The organism is Pseudomonas sp. H2_A10 (assembly GCF_054680085.1).
In genome coordinates this window covers 4579872-4595829 of sequence record NZ_CP162821.1, presented here as the reverse complement: position 1 = coordinate 4595829, position 15958 = coordinate 4579872, and the positions used below count along the sequence as shown (strand labels likewise).

Annotated in this window: 11 protein-coding genes and 1 pseudogene; 8 read left to right on the top strand and 4 right to left on the bottom strand. The window is 61.6% G+C overall.

Translation table 11 applies throughout. The features are described from left to right. Window positions 1-81: 81 nt before the first annotated feature. Both AB4O23_RS21300 and AB4O23_RS21295 read right to left on the bottom strand, forming a co-directional pair. A complete protein-coding gene (locus AB4O23_RS21300; protein ID WP_065877858.1) occupies window positions 82-1050 on the bottom strand; it encodes a FecR domain-containing protein in 969 nt (322 codons plus the stop codon). Next, entirely contained in the window at window positions 1051-1566 is a 516-nt protein-coding gene (locus tag AB4O23_RS21295; RefSeq protein WP_017528353.1) for a sigma-70 family RNA polymerase sigma factor, read from the bottom strand. A 181-nt stretch (window positions 1567-1747) separates the two neighbouring features. Between AB4O23_RS21295 and AB4O23_RS21290 the strand changes: the two genes are divergently transcribed. The 4 genes from AB4O23_RS21290 (at window position 1748) to AB4O23_RS21275 (ending at window position 7764) form a co-directional block, all read left to right on the top strand. Beyond that, entirely contained in the window at window positions 1748-3913 is a 2166-nt protein-coding gene (locus AB4O23_RS21290) for a TonB-dependent receptor (protein ID WP_068932187.1), read from the top strand. 197 nt (window positions 3914-4110) lie between these two features. Next, a complete protein-coding gene (locus AB4O23_RS21285; protein WP_065877900.1) occupies window positions 4111-6168 on the top strand; it encodes a TonB-dependent receptor in 2058 nt (685 codons plus the stop codon). Window positions 6169-6409: 241 nt separating this feature from the next. Beyond that, window positions 6410-7399: a hypothetical protein gene (locus AB4O23_RS21280; RefSeq protein WP_065877862.1), complete on the top strand. Its 990-nt coding sequence runs from the start codon at window positions 6410-6412 to the stop codon at window positions 7397-7399. 2 nt (window positions 7400-7401) lie between these two features. Then, complete coding sequence (locus AB4O23_RS21275; protein ID WP_065877864.1) at window positions 7402-7764, top strand: hypothetical protein; 363 nt, start codon at window positions 7402-7404, stop codon at window positions 7762-7764. A 25-nt stretch (window positions 7765-7789) separates the two neighbouring features. Here AB4O23_RS21275 and AB4O23_RS21270 read toward each other — a convergent pair whose 3' ends face one another. Both AB4O23_RS21270 and AB4O23_RS21265 read right to left on the bottom strand, forming a co-directional pair. After that, on the bottom strand, window positions 7790-9472 hold the full coding sequence (locus AB4O23_RS21270) for an AMP-binding protein (RefSeq protein WP_368949598.1): 1683 nt from the start codon (window positions 9470-9472) through the stop codon (window positions 7790-7792). Between the two features lie 178 nt (window positions 9473-9650). Beyond that, a complete protein-coding gene (locus AB4O23_RS21265) occupies window positions 9651-10589 on the bottom strand; it encodes a LysR family transcriptional regulator (RefSeq protein WP_017528359.1) in 939 nt (312 codons plus the stop codon). Window positions 10590-10697: 108 nt separating this feature from the next. Between AB4O23_RS21265 and AB4O23_RS21260 the strand changes: the two genes are divergently transcribed. The 4 genes and pseudogenes from AB4O23_RS21260 to AB4O23_RS21245 all read left to right on the top strand — a co-directional run bounded on the left by AB4O23_RS21260 (window position 10698) and on the right by AB4O23_RS21245 (window position 15958). Next, complete coding sequence (locus AB4O23_RS21260) at window positions 10698-12197, top strand: CoA-acylating methylmalonate-semialdehyde dehydrogenase (protein WP_017528360.1); 1500 nt, start codon at window positions 10698-10700, stop codon at window positions 12195-12197. 267 nt (window positions 12198-12464) lie between these two features. After that, window positions 12465-13715 (top strand): glycoside hydrolase family 68 protein, encoded by a 1251-nt coding sequence (locus AB4O23_RS21255; protein WP_065877868.1) that lies wholly within the window; start codon window positions 12465-12467, stop codon window positions 13713-13715. Between the two features lie 257 nt (window positions 13716-13972). Beyond that, window positions 13973-15052: pseudogene (locus AB4O23_RS21250) on the top strand (CHASE3 domain-containing protein); the annotation flags it as partial. Further along, complete coding sequence (locus AB4O23_RS21245) at window positions 15029-15958, top strand: methyl-accepting chemotaxis protein (protein ID WP_460064018.1); 930 nt, start codon at window positions 15029-15031, stop codon at window positions 15956-15958. The pseudogene AB4O23_RS21250 and the gene AB4O23_RS21245, both read left to right, overlap by 24 nt.

Below are 15958 nucleotides of genomic sequence, written 5' to 3'. Positions count from 1 at the left end.
TGGATAAGAGGGAAGGGGGCTTGTGTTTGCCAGTCGAGATCAAAAAAAGTATCACCCGGCGCGGATTTATTGTTGCGGCTGTCAGGCCGGGGACAGGGTGACCCAATAGCCGTTCAGATGGCCGCTGGCGAGAACCGGGTAGGTTTGCACCAGCATGTTCAAGGTGCGCTGGGTGTCGGCGATGGGGAACGCGCCGGAAATGCGCAGGTCGGCAATCGCCGGGTCATAGCGCACGAAGCCACGGCGATAGCGCGTCAGTTCGGCGACAAAGTCGGCCAGGCGCATGTTGTCCGCCATCAGCATGCCTTGGGTCCAGGCACCGACATTGCGATCCGTGGGGCTGAGCGCGCCCCAATGTTGAGTGGAAAAGTCTATGCGTTGCCCGGCGTTGACGATCAACGGCGGCCGCTGGTCGTTTTCGGCCAGCACTACTTTAACGGCACCTTCGAGCACAGCCAGGTGGGTACGTTCGTTCAGTTCGCGCACGGTAAAACGCGTGCCCAGGGCCTGCAGGCGGCCCTCGCGCGTGCTGACCAGAAACGGGCGTGCGGTGTCTGCGGCAGTCTGCACCAGGATTTCGCCTTCGCGCAGGTGCAGCAGGCGTTGCTGGCTGTCGAACAGCACGTCGATGGCGGTGTCGGTGTTGAGGGTCACGCGCGAGCCGTCCGCCAGGGTCAGTTCGCGGCGTTCGCCGACGCGGGTGCGGTGGTCGGCTGTCCATTGCTGGGACTGTGTCAGCTTCCAACTGCCCCAGCCTACCGGCATCACCGCCAACAGCAGCGCCAGTTTGCCCAGGGCGGCGCGGCGTTGCGGGTTGCTTGGGCGGTCCAGGGTCGACATCGCCAGGGACGGCGGCAGGCCACCGAGCGTGCTTTGCAGCAATTGGGCCCGAGCCCAGGCGCGAGCGCGTTCGGGGCTGCTGACCTTCCAGCGTTCCCATTCGGCGCGCTCGCTGGCGCTCAGGTCGGTTTCGCTCAGGCGCATCAGCCACTCGGCGGCTTCTTCCAGAACATCGGCGGGCAGCGGCGGTTCCTTGCCCAGGCTGAGCACTTATTCGACCCGCATCAGGCATTGCATGAACGCCTGTTTCATGTAGCGCTTGATGGTGATCAGCGACACGCCCAGTTGCTCGGCGATGGCCTGGTATTTGAGACCGTGGAGCTGCGACAGCAGGAACGCACGCTTGACCAGCGGCGGCAGCGCGTCGAGCATCGCGTCGATTTCGTGCAGGGTCTCCAGCACGATGAAGTGCGCTTGCGGTGACGGCACCTCGTGGGCCGGGACACTGGCGAGCGCTTCCAGGTACGCACGCTCCAACGCCTTGCGCTGGTACCAGTTGACCAGGATGCCCTTGGCCACGCAGGTCAGATAAGCGCGGGGCTGGTCGATCACCGTGACCTGGGAGGCGAGGATGCGGGTGAAGGTGTCCTGGGCCAGGTCCGCCGCATCCATGGCGTTGCCGAGTTTGCGTTTGAGCGTGGCGTACAGCCAGCCGTGATGGCCGCTGTACAGCGCCTCGATTGCACGCAGGTGAGAGGTGTTGGGGGCGGGGAGGCTGTCGCTCATGGTGCGGATTCGTGCAACTGAGAAGTATTCCCAATACTAAGTGACAACCGCCGCGCATTGCAATCGCGCACGCGGCGACCGCCTGGTTCGAAAGAAAACGCAGGGCAGGTGATACTTTTTCGCGCGTCGGCTGGCATCAGCAGTAATTCCCCTCTGCTCTCGATGAAAGGACCCTGACGCCATGCCTGTTGCCAGCCGGTTAACACTCGCCATTCGTACCGCCCTGTTGCTGGCGGCTGCCAGCAGCAACGCCTGGGCCGCTATCGCCGAGCCGACCGACGACAGCCCGCCGCCCCTGACCCTTGACGCGACGAACGTCAACGCTCGCTACACCGGCCCCACCGACCTGCCCGATGTGCTCGCCGGTGGCCAGGTGGCCCGTGGCGCGCGCCTGGGCATGCTGGGCAACAAGGATGTGATGGACACGCCGTTCAGCGTTACCAGCTACACCGCCAAGACCCTCGCCGACCTGCAAACCGTGACCGTGGCCGATGCCCTGGAGCGCGACCCCTCGGTGCGTTCCACCGGGCAGACCGGGGGTATCGTCGACTCGTTTTTCGTGCGTGGCTTTGCGATCGGCGAGGGCAACCTGGGCGAGTTGGCGTATGACGGCGTGTACGGCGTGGCGCCCAACTACCGTGCATTTACCGAGTACGCCGAACGCGTCGAAGTACTCAAGGGGCCGGGAGCGTTGATGTACGGCATTTCACCCAACAGCGGCGTCGGCGGGGTGATCAATATCGTGCCCAAGCGCCCGCTGGATCAGGACTTGACCCGCTTCACCGGCAGTTACGCCTCCGATACCCAAGTGGGTGGCCACCTGGACATCAGCCGGCGCTTTGGCGACGAAAACCAGTTTGGCGTGCGCTTCAACGGTAGCCTCCAGGGCGGCGACACTGCCGTGGACAGCCAGAACCGCGATGTCGGTATCGGCGCCATCGCCCTGGATTATCGCGGCGAGCGGCTGCGCCTGAACCTCGATTACCTCAGTCAGAAAGAGAGCTTTGAAGGCGCTTCGCGGCCTTTCACCATTGCGCCGGGCGCGGACGTGCCGTCTGCCGCGAACGGCCGCACCAGCCTGCCGCAGAAGTGGGGCTGGTCGGACACCAAGGAGCAGTCGGCGTTGCTCGGCGGCGAATATGACCTGAGCGACTCGCTCACCGTGTTCGCCCACGCCGGTGGCGGCAGGTCGGATGTGAAGCGCATGTCCGACCAGGTGCCACAAATTCTCAACGCCGCCGGTGATACCAGCAACACGCCCGGTTACTACAAGTTCAACGTTGACCGCTCCACCGCCGATGTGGGCCTGCGCGGGTTGTTCGCGACGGGCCCGGTGACCCATACCGCTACGCTGATGGCAACCCGTTACCAGGACGAACTGTCCCGTGGCATCAACAGTGGCACGCTGGTTCGCTCCAATCTGTATCACCCGGTGGACGCGCCCAAGCAATCAATCAACGCGCCCCGGGTGTTGCGCGTTTCCGAATCGGATTTGTCCGGCGTGGCGCTGACGGACACCCTGGGCTTTCTGGATGAGCGCATCCAACTGACCCTGGGCGTGCGTCGCCAGGCGATTGAGTCACGTAACTACAACGCCGCGGGCGCGGTCAGCTCACGCTACAAAGACAACGCGACCACGCCGCTGGTGGGCGTGGTGGTCAAGCCGTGGGATGACGTGTCGCTCTACTACAACTATGTCGAGGGCCTGAGCAAAGGCGACACCGCCCCAGGCACGGCGAGCAACGCCGGCGACACCTTTGCGCCGTACAAGTCCAAGCAGCATGAGCTGGGCGTGAAGTATGAGCACGGTACTTTCATGACCAGCGTGGCGTTGTTCCAGATCGAAAAGCCCAGCGGCGAACTGGGCGCCAATGGTGTGTATTCGGTACAGGCCGAGCAGCGCAACCGTGGCGTCGAACTGAGCGCGTACGGCGAAGTGGCACCCCGCACGCGGTTGATGGGCGGCGTGACCTTTCTTGAGGGTGAGCTGACAAAGTCCGCCACCGCAGCCAACCGTGGCAACAAACCCGTGGGCGTGCCGGACATCCAGGCCAACCTGTGGGCCGAGTACGACACCCTGTGGCTGGAAGGCTTTACCCTCACCGGCGGCGCGATCTACACCGATAGCCAATACGTCAATCAGGCCAATACCCAGGCGCTGGATTCCTGGACGCGCATCGACGCGGGCGCGCGGTATGTGACGAAGATAGAAGGGCGGCCCACCACTTTGCGCGCGACCGTACAGAACGTGTTTGATCGCGAGTATTGGTCGGGTGTGGCGTCGTATGGGGCGTTTTCGCCGGGTTATCCACGTACGTTGCAGCTGTCGGCCACGGTCGATTTCTGACTGCGTTGCGGCCGGATCACGCTGACGCAGGGCCGATGTAATCAATCGGATACACGAATGCGCATTCATGACGAATGATATTGTTTATCAATTACATTCACTTCCTGTTGGGTATCCCTTAAACTCCGCCCTGCTGGCGTTTGGCTGCTTTTTGGCACGCCGCAAAAACAATAATGATCGGTCACAGGGGCGCGGGCGTGAATTTCAAAAAGAATACAATTGCACTGGCGGTAGGGTCGGTGGTGTGCGTGACAGGTGGCGCCTGGGCGGCTGAAACGGCCCCCCTGGAAATTGCCCCGATCACGGTGAGCGGGGAAAAAATCAACCGCAGCCTTGAGCAAACCCAATCCAGCGTAGTGGTGGTGACTGAACAGCAACTGCGCGACAAGGCCGACCACAGCCTGGTCGATGTCTTCGCTCGTACGCCGGGCGTGTACAGCCAGGCCGGTAACGAAAACTGGGGTATTCGCGGTGTGCCGGTGTCCGGTTTCGACGACCAGGGCCCGGCCACCCTCAACGGCGCTGTGTCGGTGTATGTGGACGGCGCCGTGCAACCCAACCGTACCCTGACCCTGAGCCCCACGACATTGTGGGATGTCGAGCAAGTCGAGGTCTTCCTCGGCCCGCAATCAACCACCCAGGGGCGCAACTCCCTGGCCGGTGCGGTGGTGGTGCAGACCCGCAACCCGACGTTCCAACCCAGTTTTTCGGCGCAAACCAACGTGGGCAACTACGGTGAAAAAGGCGCGGCGGTTGCCGGCGGCGGGAGCATTGTCGATGACAAGATCGCCGGGCGCATCGCCCTGGATTACCAGGATGGCGATGGCTATATCGATAACATCGCGCTCGGCAAGGACGCCAACCCCCATCGCACCAGCAATGCACGCGGCAAGCTGCTGATCACGCCCAGCGACGACCTCGACGTCTTGCTCACCTATGCCCACAACGAACACCGCCAGGGTGACAACTCGGTCATCCGCAACCCGGACAAGGTGCGTTACTACAAGGTGTCTTCCAACACCCAGGCGTTCGACAACCTTCTCCAGGACACCGTCAGCGCCAAACTCGACTACCGCCTCGACGACCAGTGGTCGCTGACCAGCCTCACCACCAACACGAATTCGGACTACAGCAACCGCCTGGATTTCGACCAGAACGCCGTGGACAACGACGTCATTCTGCGCAAGCAGGATGGCAAACTGTTCGGCCAGGAACTGCGCCTCAACTACAGCTCGGACACGGTGAAGAGTTTCATCGGGGCCTACTACGGCCACAACACCAACAATTTCCACGACCGGTTGTTGTCTGCTGGTGAGTTGGCAGCGACGGTCAAAGGCGACACGACTATCGAAAACAAAGCGTTGTTCGGTGAAGTCAACTGGACCTTTGCCCCGCGCTGGACGCTGGTCACCGGCCTGCGCTACGACCACGAGACCAACGACACTGACATCAAGCAGGACGATCTGTCCGACGCCGCCAAGGTCAACAAGTCGTTCGCCGCCGTGCTGCCCAAACTCGGTATCAACTACGAACTCGCCGCCGGCCAGTACCTGGGCTTTATGGTGCAAAAGGGCTATCGCGGCGGCGGCGTGAATGTGCGCTCCGGCAGCGGCCACCAGTCGTACGACCCTGAGTACACCACCAACTACGAGTTGTCATACCGCGGTTCATTCTTCGAAGACACCCTGCGCGCCCGCGCCAACCTGTATTACACCGACTGGAAAGACCAACAGGTCAGCGTGCGCCAGGCCAACACCAATATCATTGACGTCTACAACGCCGGTCGCAGTGATATCAAGGGCCTGGAAGTGTTCGTCGAAAAAGACCTCAGCGAGCAGTTGACCTTGACCGTCGGGGGGGCGATCACCGACGGCAAATACAAGGACTTCATCGCGGGCAATGGCCAGGACCGCAGTGGCCAGGCGTTCCTGTACGCGCCCAAGTACAAGATGTCGGTGGGCGGCATCTATCGCATCAACGACCGCCTGACCTTCAACACCGACGTTACGTATCAGAGCACGACCCCGTCCGCGTACGAGTTCGATGCGGCGGGCAAGGTCAATGGCGAGCGCAGGAGTGACAACTACGTGCTGGCCAATTTCAGCAGCGAATTCAAAGTCACCCAGCACGTGGCGGTGTCGGGCTTCGTGAAAAACGCCTTCGACAAGCGCTACGTCACCAACAACCGCGATGACGAAATCATCGATGCGGGAGCGCCACGCACCTTTGGCATGGCGTTGCGTTACGACCTGTAAGCGGCACCCCTTCACCACTCGCGCGGGGCCGGTTTCGCACGGTCACACCGCAGCTTGGCGGCACTGCCCTGAATGGGGGCAGTTGTCCGTCGAGGTTCAAGTGCGGCTTTTGCGTAGGCGCTTTTTCCCTGCGATGTAGGCAACTTCCCAAATGTAATTCAGACCCCCTGGGCTTGTGTCCGGGGTCTATTCCCTTGCTTATATTCCGACGCCATCTTCATTGCCTCCTGGGATGTAGGACATGGCGCAGGGCTATATCAACGACCGCACGGCGGACTACCAGAGCTTGAAATCCCGCTTGATGGCCAGCGGTTTGAGTCGGGAACGCTCGGACCATTTCGATGTGTTGAACCATCATCTGCGCCGTGGGCTGGTGATGCCCGGGCAGTTGGTCATTATTCCCGATGCCTACAGCGCCAGCTGTTCCATGGAGGAGGCCTGGCTGGTGCGTCAGGCGCAGGCGATTCGCCGGGAGCTGGACAATGCGGGCGGAACCCAGGTGGTCAATGACTATGACTTGCTGCAAAGCCTGTTGGGGTACAGCTCGTTGGGCATCGGCAGCGCAACATCGGCATGGTCACGGCATCTGGATGAGGTGGCGCATACGCTGGAGGAGATCGAGCGATTGCATCAGCGCCTGAGGGAGGGCGGTTTGGATCGAGAAGCGTTTTTTCACCAGCGCAAGGTCCTGTTCGGGCTGCTGGAAACCCAGCTGCAAGGCGCGGCGCGATTTGGCACGGGGTTGCGGGGCAATCAGGCGTTGAAGAAGGTGCTGGGGATTTCCACCAAAAGCTATCTGCACAAGGGCGAGATTGCCGGGTATGCGCAGCGGATGCGGGCGATTGCGCAGACGTCGAAATGGTTGGGGAAGGGGACGTACGTGGGATTGGCGATGGATGTGGGAGTGGCAGGGTTGGAGATCAAGCAAGCGTGTGTCGAAGGGCGAGAGGCGCAGTGTCGGCGGGCCAAGTATGTGGAGACTGGGAGGTTGGTGGCTGGCGTGGCGGGAGCTTATGGAGGAGGGAAGTTCGGTGCAAAATTCGCCTCTCAAGTCTGTACGATTCTTTTGGGCGTTGCGGCTAAAGGAAACGGTGCGTTGGCCTGTGCAGTTATTGGCGGCGCTGCGGGAGGGTATGCGGGAGGCAATATATTTGGCGACGGGGGCGCATTTCTGGGCGGCAACATCCTGGAGATCGATGGTGACTTTATCTATCAACCAGAAGGCGCCTAACCATGGATTTTTTTCTCATCTTTACAGTTCTTGTATTTGCAGCGTGCCTGGTTTTCTCGGGGCTCACTTTCTACGCCGAATACACAAAGCTCGAAGAGTTGGAAAGCTACTTCAGCGAGAACAAGGTGGTCTGCGATAACAAACGTTTTTGGGGCAGAAATACCCATATCGACAGGTTTCACCGCATGTGCCTGATCAATCAGTTGTTGGCGATGCCCAAAACGCATATCAAGCGAGGGGATGTGACCGAAGCCGAGCTGGCCGCCATCCCCCTATCCCTTAAGCGTTGGGCGTTGTGGCCCTATAATTTTGGAGCTATATGGTTCGGTGCCTCAATTATCTGGAGCATCTGGTACCACTGGTAACCTGCCGCAACACCAGGTTTTGCCCTCAAGAAAAATCCTCCTCGAAATGCTCGTGCTCGCCCCGCGTCTGCCCCTGGCGCCGCACCACCTCCATCTGCCGCAGTTCCACCCGGCGGATCTTCCCGGAAATGGTCTTGGGCAGTTCACTCACAAACTCGATACGGCGCACCCGCTTATAGGGCGCCAGATGCTCGCGGGCAAACGCGAGGATGTGCGCGGCCAGCTCCGCACTGCCCGGCGCATCGTGGGCCAGGATCAGGAACGCTTTGGGCACCGCCAGGCGCAGCGGGTCGGGGCTGGGCACCACGGCCACTTCCATGACCGCCGGGTGTTCGATCAGCGCGCTTTCCAGTTCGAACGGGCTGATGCGGTAGTCGGAGGCCTTGAACACGTCATCGGCGCGGCCCACAAAGGTGATGTAGCCGTCGCTGTCGATCTGCGCGGTATCGCCGGTGCGGTAGTAACCGTCGCGCATCACTTCGGCGGTTTTTTCCGGGCTGTCCTCGTAGCACAGCATTAAGCCGAGCGGGCGCACATCCAGGGGCAGCGCCACTTCGCCTTCGCTGGCGGGCACGCCATCGGGGTCGAGCAGCGCCACGCGGTAGCCCGGTAATGGGCGGCCCATGGAGCCCGGCTTGAGCACTTGGCCGGGGGTGTTGCCGACCAGGGCGGTGGTTTCCGATTGGCCGAAACCGTCGCGCAGCGGCAAGCCCCAGGCGTGCTGGATCTGCTCAATGATTTCCGGGTTCAGCGGCTCACCGGCACCCACCAGTTCGCGCAGGCTCAGGCGCGGCTTGTAACTGGCCAGGTCTTCCTGGATCAACATGCGCCACACCGTGGGCGGGGCGCACAGGCTGGTCACGCCATAGTGTTGCAGCGCGCCGAGCAAAGCCTGTGCGCTGAACCGCGCCACGTTATGGATAAAGATGCACGCACCGGCATTCCAGGGGGCGAACAGGCAACTCCAGGCGTGCTTGGCCCAGCCCGGAGACGAAATGTTCAGGTGCAGGTCGCCCGGTTGCAGGCCGATCCAGTACATCGTCGACAGATGCCCCACCGGGTAGCTCTGGTGGCTGTGCAGCACCATCTTCGGTTTGGACGTGGTGCCGGAGGTGAAATACAGCAGCATCGGGTCGGTGGCCAGGGTGCGGCCCTCGGCCTGGAACTGCTCGGGGTAATTGAAGGCGGCGCTGTGCGCGACCCAACCCGCGGGCGCCGCGCCCACGCAAACGCGGCTGCAGCCGTCGCCCAGGCCGACGAACTTATCGACATGCGCCGCACCCACCACCAGGTGGCGCACCTGGCCGCGCTCGATACGGTCACGCAAATCATCCGGGTTGAGCAGGGCGGTGGCGGGGATCACCACGGCACCGAGCTTGAAGGCGGCGAGCATGGTTTCCCATAGCGCCACGTCGTTGCCGAGCATCAACAACACCCGTTCACCACGACGCACCCCGAGGGCACGCAGATGGTTGGCCACCTGGTTCGAGCGCGCAGCCAATTGCGCGAAGCTGTAGCGCTGCTCGCTGCCGTCCTCTTCGACGATCCACAGTGCGTTGGCCGAATTGCCCTCGGCCATCACATCGAAGTAGTCCAGGGCCCAGTTGAACGCATCCAACTGCGGCCAGCGGAAGTCACGGACGGCAGTGGCATAGTCGGTGCGGTGCGCGAGCAGGAAATCCCGGGCGGCCAGGAAGGGATGCGTCATGGTCGATGTCCTTGATTATTGTTGTAGGGACCTTTTTATTGTGCGGCTGCCTGCGGCTCAACAGCAGGCCGGACCGAGTATAGGCATGCATAAATCTGAAGATGAACGCCTAAAAATACCGATGCGTTGTGCAAAAACGTCATGGCTGGTCACGTCTTCAAACGGTGCACGGTCAGCTTTACCCACCGTAGCGAAAACCAAGCGACAACTTTTCCTTCAAATAACCCACCAGTGCGCTCACCGACTTCGGTACGTGGGGCGAGTACGGCCGGATCAAGTAGATCTCATCGGCAAAGGCGCCCTTGAGCGTCCAGTCTTTGAGCACTTGTACCAGCGTGCCGTTGGCCAGCGCGGCGTGGGCGCTGAAGTCCGGGAGCAGGGCGATGCCCAGGTGGTTGAGGGCCGAATCGCGCAGGGCTTCACTGTTGTTGGTGGCGAAACTGCCGGCGATGGGCACGGTGAGACGCTCGACGTTCTGGCTGCCGCGCTCGAAAGTCCACGCCGGTTGGTCGGTGCCCCGAGGGTAAAACAGGCAGTTGTGGGCGGATAAGTCCCCGGGGGCGCGCGGTTCGCCGTGACGCTGCAGGTAATCACGGCTGGCGACCAGCACCGAGCCGGTGTCGCAGAGCTTCCACGCCACGTGGGTTTCCGGCACCTGGAAGCCGTGGCGCACGGCCAGGTCGTAACCTTCGGCGGCCAGCGAACTCAAGGCATCGGACACATCCAGTTGGATACGCACCTGCGGGTACTGCTGTAAAAATTCCGACAGATGCGGCACCAATTGCTGCCTGGCGAACGCCACCGGCGCGGTCAGCCGCACCAGCCCGCGAATCTCCCCGACCGAGTCGCGCACGGACGAAAAACCGCGGGCGATTTGCGCGTAGGCGCTGCGCACTTCACGGGTCAACGACAGCCCCGCATCGGTCAAGCGCACACTGCGCGTGGTGCGCGTGACCAGCCGTGTGCCGGTGGCTTTTTCCAGATCGGAAATGCGCTGGCTCACCGCCGATTTACTCACCCCCAGGCGCGCGGCGGCGGCGGTATAGGTGCCTTGCTCTTCCAGCACCGACAGCCAGTGGATATGGGTCCAAAGCCCCTCGATCTCAGTTTTTTCCATGGGTGTATTGTTCGTGTTTATGGACAATAAGTTCAGGATTCTGCTCTGGTTTGGAACAAAGCGAAAGCCTAAGGTGTGTTCCACCGCTACCCACCTGGATCGACTGCCATGACCACCACCATCGAGCACTACATCAACGACCAGCGCGTGAGCCGCGATGATCGCTATCAGGACGTCTTCAACCCGGCCACCGGCGAAAAAACCGCACGCGTCGCGCTGGCCAGCCGCCAGACCGTGGCCGAAGCCGTCGCCGCCGCCCAGGCCGCCTTCGACGGCTGGGCCGACACCCCGCCGATCCGCCGCGCCCGTGTGCTGTTCCAATACCTGCACCTGCTGCGTGAGCGCAAGGACGACCTGGCGCGCATCATCGTCGCCGAGCACGGCAAGGTCTTCACCGACGCCCAGGGTGAAGTCGACCGTGGCATCGACATCCTCGAATTCGCCTGCGGCATTCCCAACCTGCTCAAGGGTGAATATTCCGACCAGGTGTCCCGTGGCATGGACAACTGGACGATGCGCCAACCCCTGGGTGTGGTGGCGGGTGTCACCCCGTTCAATTTCCCGGTGATGGTGCCGATGTGGATGTACCCGATCGCCATCGCGGCGGGCAACACCTTCATCCTCAAGCCAAGCCCTACCGATCCGAGTGCATCGCTGTTCATGGCCGAACTGCTGCGCGAAGCCGGCCTGCCCAAAGGCGTGTTCAACGTGGTGCAAGGCGACAAGGAATCGGTGGACGCGCTGATCGAACACCCGGACGTCAAGGCCGTGAGCTTTGTCGGCTCCACGCCGATTGCCCAATACATCTACGAGACCGGTGCGCGTCACGGCAAGCGTGTGCAAGGCCTGGGCGGTGCGAAAAACCACATGGTGGTGATGCCTGACGCCGATATCGAAAAAACCGTCGACGCACTGATGGGCGCCGCCTACGGCAGTGCCGGCGAACGCTGCATGGCCATCTCCGTGGCCGTGCTGGTCGGCGATGTGGGCGACAAGGTCATCGCCGCCCTGAGCGAGCGTGCCAAGCAACTGCGCATCACCGACGGCCGCGACCTGAAAGCCGAAATGGGCCCGATCGTGTCTCGCGCTGCCCTGGAACGCATCAGCGGCTACATCGAACAAGGCGTGCAGGCCGGCGCGCAATTGCTGCTCGATGGGCGCGACTATGTGCCCACCGAACCCGGCCTGGAAAACGGCTTCTGGCTCGGTGCGACGCTGTTCGACCACGTCACCCAAGAGATGAGCATCTACCGCGAAGAAATCTTCGGCCCAGTGCTGGCCTGCGTGCGCGTGAACGACTTCGCCGAAGCCGTGCAACTGGTCAACGACCACGAATTCGGCAACGGCGTCAGTTGCTTCACCCGCGACGGCAACATCGCCCGCGAATTCGCCCGGCGCATTCAGGTGGGCATGGTCGGCATCAACGTGCCGATCCCGGTGCCGATGGCGTGGCACGGGTTTGGCGGCTGGAAGAAGAGCCTGTTTGGCGACATGCATGCCTATGGCACTGAAGGCGTGCGCTTCTATACCAAGCAGAAGTCGATCATGCAGCGCTGGTCGGAGAGCATCGAACAGGGCGCGGAGTTTGCGATGCCGGTTTCCAAATAGGATTCAACAGGCACTCCAGCACCCCTGTGGGAGGGGGCTTGCTCCGATAGCGGTGGTTCAGTCGACCTCTCCATGACTGACGGACCGCAATCGGGAGCAAGCCCCCTTCCACATTTTTTTTGCGTAAGGGTTGACGGCGTGGCGAACGCTGAATACTGTATATAAACACAGTGTTTAAGTGCTGATCACCCAGGAAGGGTCATGTCAGCCACCCAAGGCACTGTGTGCAGTCATGGACTAACTCACCGGTATTAAAAGGACTTAATGATGAAACACACAACGATCATCCCCACTCGCTGGACGCGCGCCGATGCGCTCAAAGTCAACGAAAACGACCCGACCACTACCCAGCCGTTGGTGCCTGGCGACTTTCCAGTGATGAGCGACAAAGTCTTTATCTGGGACACCATGCCATTGCGCACGCTGGATGGCACGGTGGTGTCGGTCGACGGCTGGTCCGTTATTTTCACCCTGACGGCCGACCGTCGTCCCCACGATCCACAGTTCATCAATGCCGACGGCCGCTACGACATCAAACGCGATTGGGAAGATCGCCATGGCCATGCGCGCATCTGCTACTGGTACTCGCGCACCGGCAAGGACTGGATCTTCGGCGGCCGGGTCATGGCCGAAGGGGTATCGCCGACCACGCGTGAATGGGCCGGCACGCCGATCCTGCTCAACAACGGCGGCGACATCGACCTGTATTACACCTGTGTGACTCCAGGTGCGACCATCGCCAAGGTCAGGGGCCAAGTCGTCACGTCCGATAACGGTGTGGAGCTACGCGGTTTCACCCAGGTCAAGGCGCTATTCGAAGCGGACGGCACCTATTACCAGACCGAAGCGCAGAACTCGACCTGGAACTTTCGCGACCCCAGCCCGTTTATCGACCCGGTGGATGGCAAGTTGTACATGGTGTTTGAAGGCAACGTCGCCGGCGAACGCGGCACCCACGACGTGGGCCCGGATGAGCTGGGCCTGGTGCCGCCCGGGCATGAGGGCGTGGGTGGCGCGCGCTATCAGGTCGGCTGCATCGGCCTCGCGGTCGCCAAGGACCTTGCCGGTGACGAATGGGAAATCCTGCCGCCGCTGGTTACTGCCGTGGGGGTGAACGATCAAACCGAGCGGCCGCATTATGTGTTCCAGGACGGCAAATACTACCTGTTCACCATCAGCCATAAATTCACCTACGCGGATGGGGTGACCGGCCCTGATGGCGTCTACGGCTTTGTTGGCGATCATCTGTTTGGTCCTTACACGCCGATGAACGCGTCCGGGCTGGTACTCGGCAACCCACCTTCGCAGCCGTTCCAGACCTATTCTCATTGCGTGATGCCCAACGGCCTGGTGACGTCCTTTATCGACAGCGTGCCCACCACCGGTGACGACTTCCGCATCGGCGGCACCGAAGCGCCCACGGTGAGGATTGTCTTGAAGGGCGATCGCTCGTTTGTGCAGGAGGCTTACGACTACGGTTACATCCCGGCGATGCGCGATGTGGTGTTGAGCCAGTAACCGCGGTGTAAAAATCAGCCTGACCCATCAGGTGTAAACCGATCCAAATGTGGGGGCTTGCTCCCGATAGCAGTAGGTCAGTCAAGGTAGATATCGACTGACCCACCGCCATCGGGAGCAAGCCCCTCTCACTTTTTTTTGACCGCGTTTCAACCTGCCTTCAGCACTCAAGTCCCCGCCCGCCAGGCCGATATAGCCACTAGGTGCATACCTGGTCGTCGTTCAGGTCAACCAATAAAAATCAAAAAGGGGTAGCCATGACCATATTGCAGCGCGTGATCGGCGGATTTGCGGTGTTGGTGCTGTTGCTGCTGATCATGGCCGGGATCAGCTATCAGAACACGCAGTCCATCGGCAGCCGCTTGACCATTATCACCGGCCAGTCGGCGCCTTTGAGCCGGGCCGCGAGTGAGTTGTACGTGCATATCCTGCGCGCCAACCAGGCGTTGCTGGCCATTCAGATCAGTGCCGACCCCAAGCAGATCGAGGACGGCAAGCGCCCGTTTACCGAGAGCGTCGCCCAGTTCAACCAGTTGCTCGACAGCACCCTTGCCTATACCGGCGAGCATGAGGCTCTGCGGGCGAACCTGGCGCAGCAGCGGCAACAGGTCGCGGCCTACGCCGAGCAGGCGCAAGCGTTGATGACCTCCCACTTGCAGCATGTGCAGCAGCTGGTGCTGACGCGCAAACTGCAAGGCTACAGCAGTGCGCAGGCGATACAGTTGACCAGTTACTTGCGCGACTACATCGCGCAGGCACGCAGTGCCGGCGAGCCGCAACAGGTGGCCGCCGCGGAAAAACTGCTGTTGGAAGTCAACAAATCCTACGATGGCTTCGCCGCTCATACCGTCACGCCCGCCATTGATAAATTACAGCGCGTGCTCAATCTGCAGGACGAAGTGATCAGTTCTCGCGCCCAGGCCCTCACCTCGATTGACCCGCGAGCCGGGCGTATCGCCGGCGTGATGGTCAATCGCCTGCTGACGGACCTGACCGCCCCTGACGGGCTGCTCCAGGCCTATCAAGTGGAGGCGAAACTCGCCACGCAGGTGCAGCAACAACGCGATGCGGTGGATGCGGCGCTCAAAGCCACCCTGGAGCGGATTGGCGAGTTCGGCAGCCAGTCCCTGGAGGTCGCCAACCAGGCCAGTCACTCGGCCAATGCCACCATCGGCACCAGCCGCAGCTTGCTGTTGATTGCGTGTGTGCTGGCGGTGCTGGCGGCGGTGGCGATTGGTACGTGGGTCGCCTTCAGCTTGCGGCGGCCGTTGGCGGCGTTCCGTGAAGTGCTCAAGAAACTCACCGCCGGCGACATGCGAGTCAGTTTCGATGTCAGCCGCAAAGATGAGTTCGGTGAGTTGGGCGGCTACCTGAACGAACTGACCAAGGCCCTGCAGAAAACCTTCCGTGAATTGATCAGCTCTGCCGATGCACTGGCCGTGACCGCTGGAAGCAACGCCTTGAACAGCGAGCAGACCACCCGCGTGGTGGATGAACAGAAAGACCGTTTGCAGTCGGCGGCCTCGGCCATGACGCAGATGGAAAGCACGGTCGAAGAAGTGGCGCGGCGCGCCCAGGACACCCGCCAGGCGGTGGACGATACCAGTGACCTCACGCACAAAGTGCAGGAGCGCGTGGCCGAGACCATCGTCAATATCCGCCAGCAGGCCGACCAGGTGAACAAAGCCACGCAGGTGACCGATGAGCTGCAGAAGTACGGGCAGAACATCGAGGGCATTGTGGTGGCCATTCGCACCATTGCCGAACAGACCAACCTGCTGGCCCTGAACGCGGCGATCGAAGCGGCCCGGGCCGGCGAGCAGGGACGCGGCTTTGCGGTGGTGGCCGATGAAGTGCGCTCCCTGGCCAGCCGTACGCAGGCCTCGACCAGCGAAATCCAGGACATGATCGGGCTCATGCAGGAAAAAATTCACTCGGTGGTGCACGTGATGAACGAAAGCCAGGCGCAGTCCAGCCAATGCGTGTCCCTGGCCTCGGGCGCCGGTGATTTGTTGCTGTCCATGAGCGGCGCGGTCGACAGTATCCGCGACATGAATATTCAGATCGCCGCTGCCACCGAGCAGCAAAGCGCCACGGTGCAGGAAACCAGTCGGATGGTCATCCAGATCAACGATTCGGCCCAACTGACCGCAAACGGCGCCGAACAGTCCGCCGTCAGCAGCCAGGAACTGTCGGACATGGCCAAAGTGCAGCGCGAGCTGCTCCATCATTTCAGCGTTTGA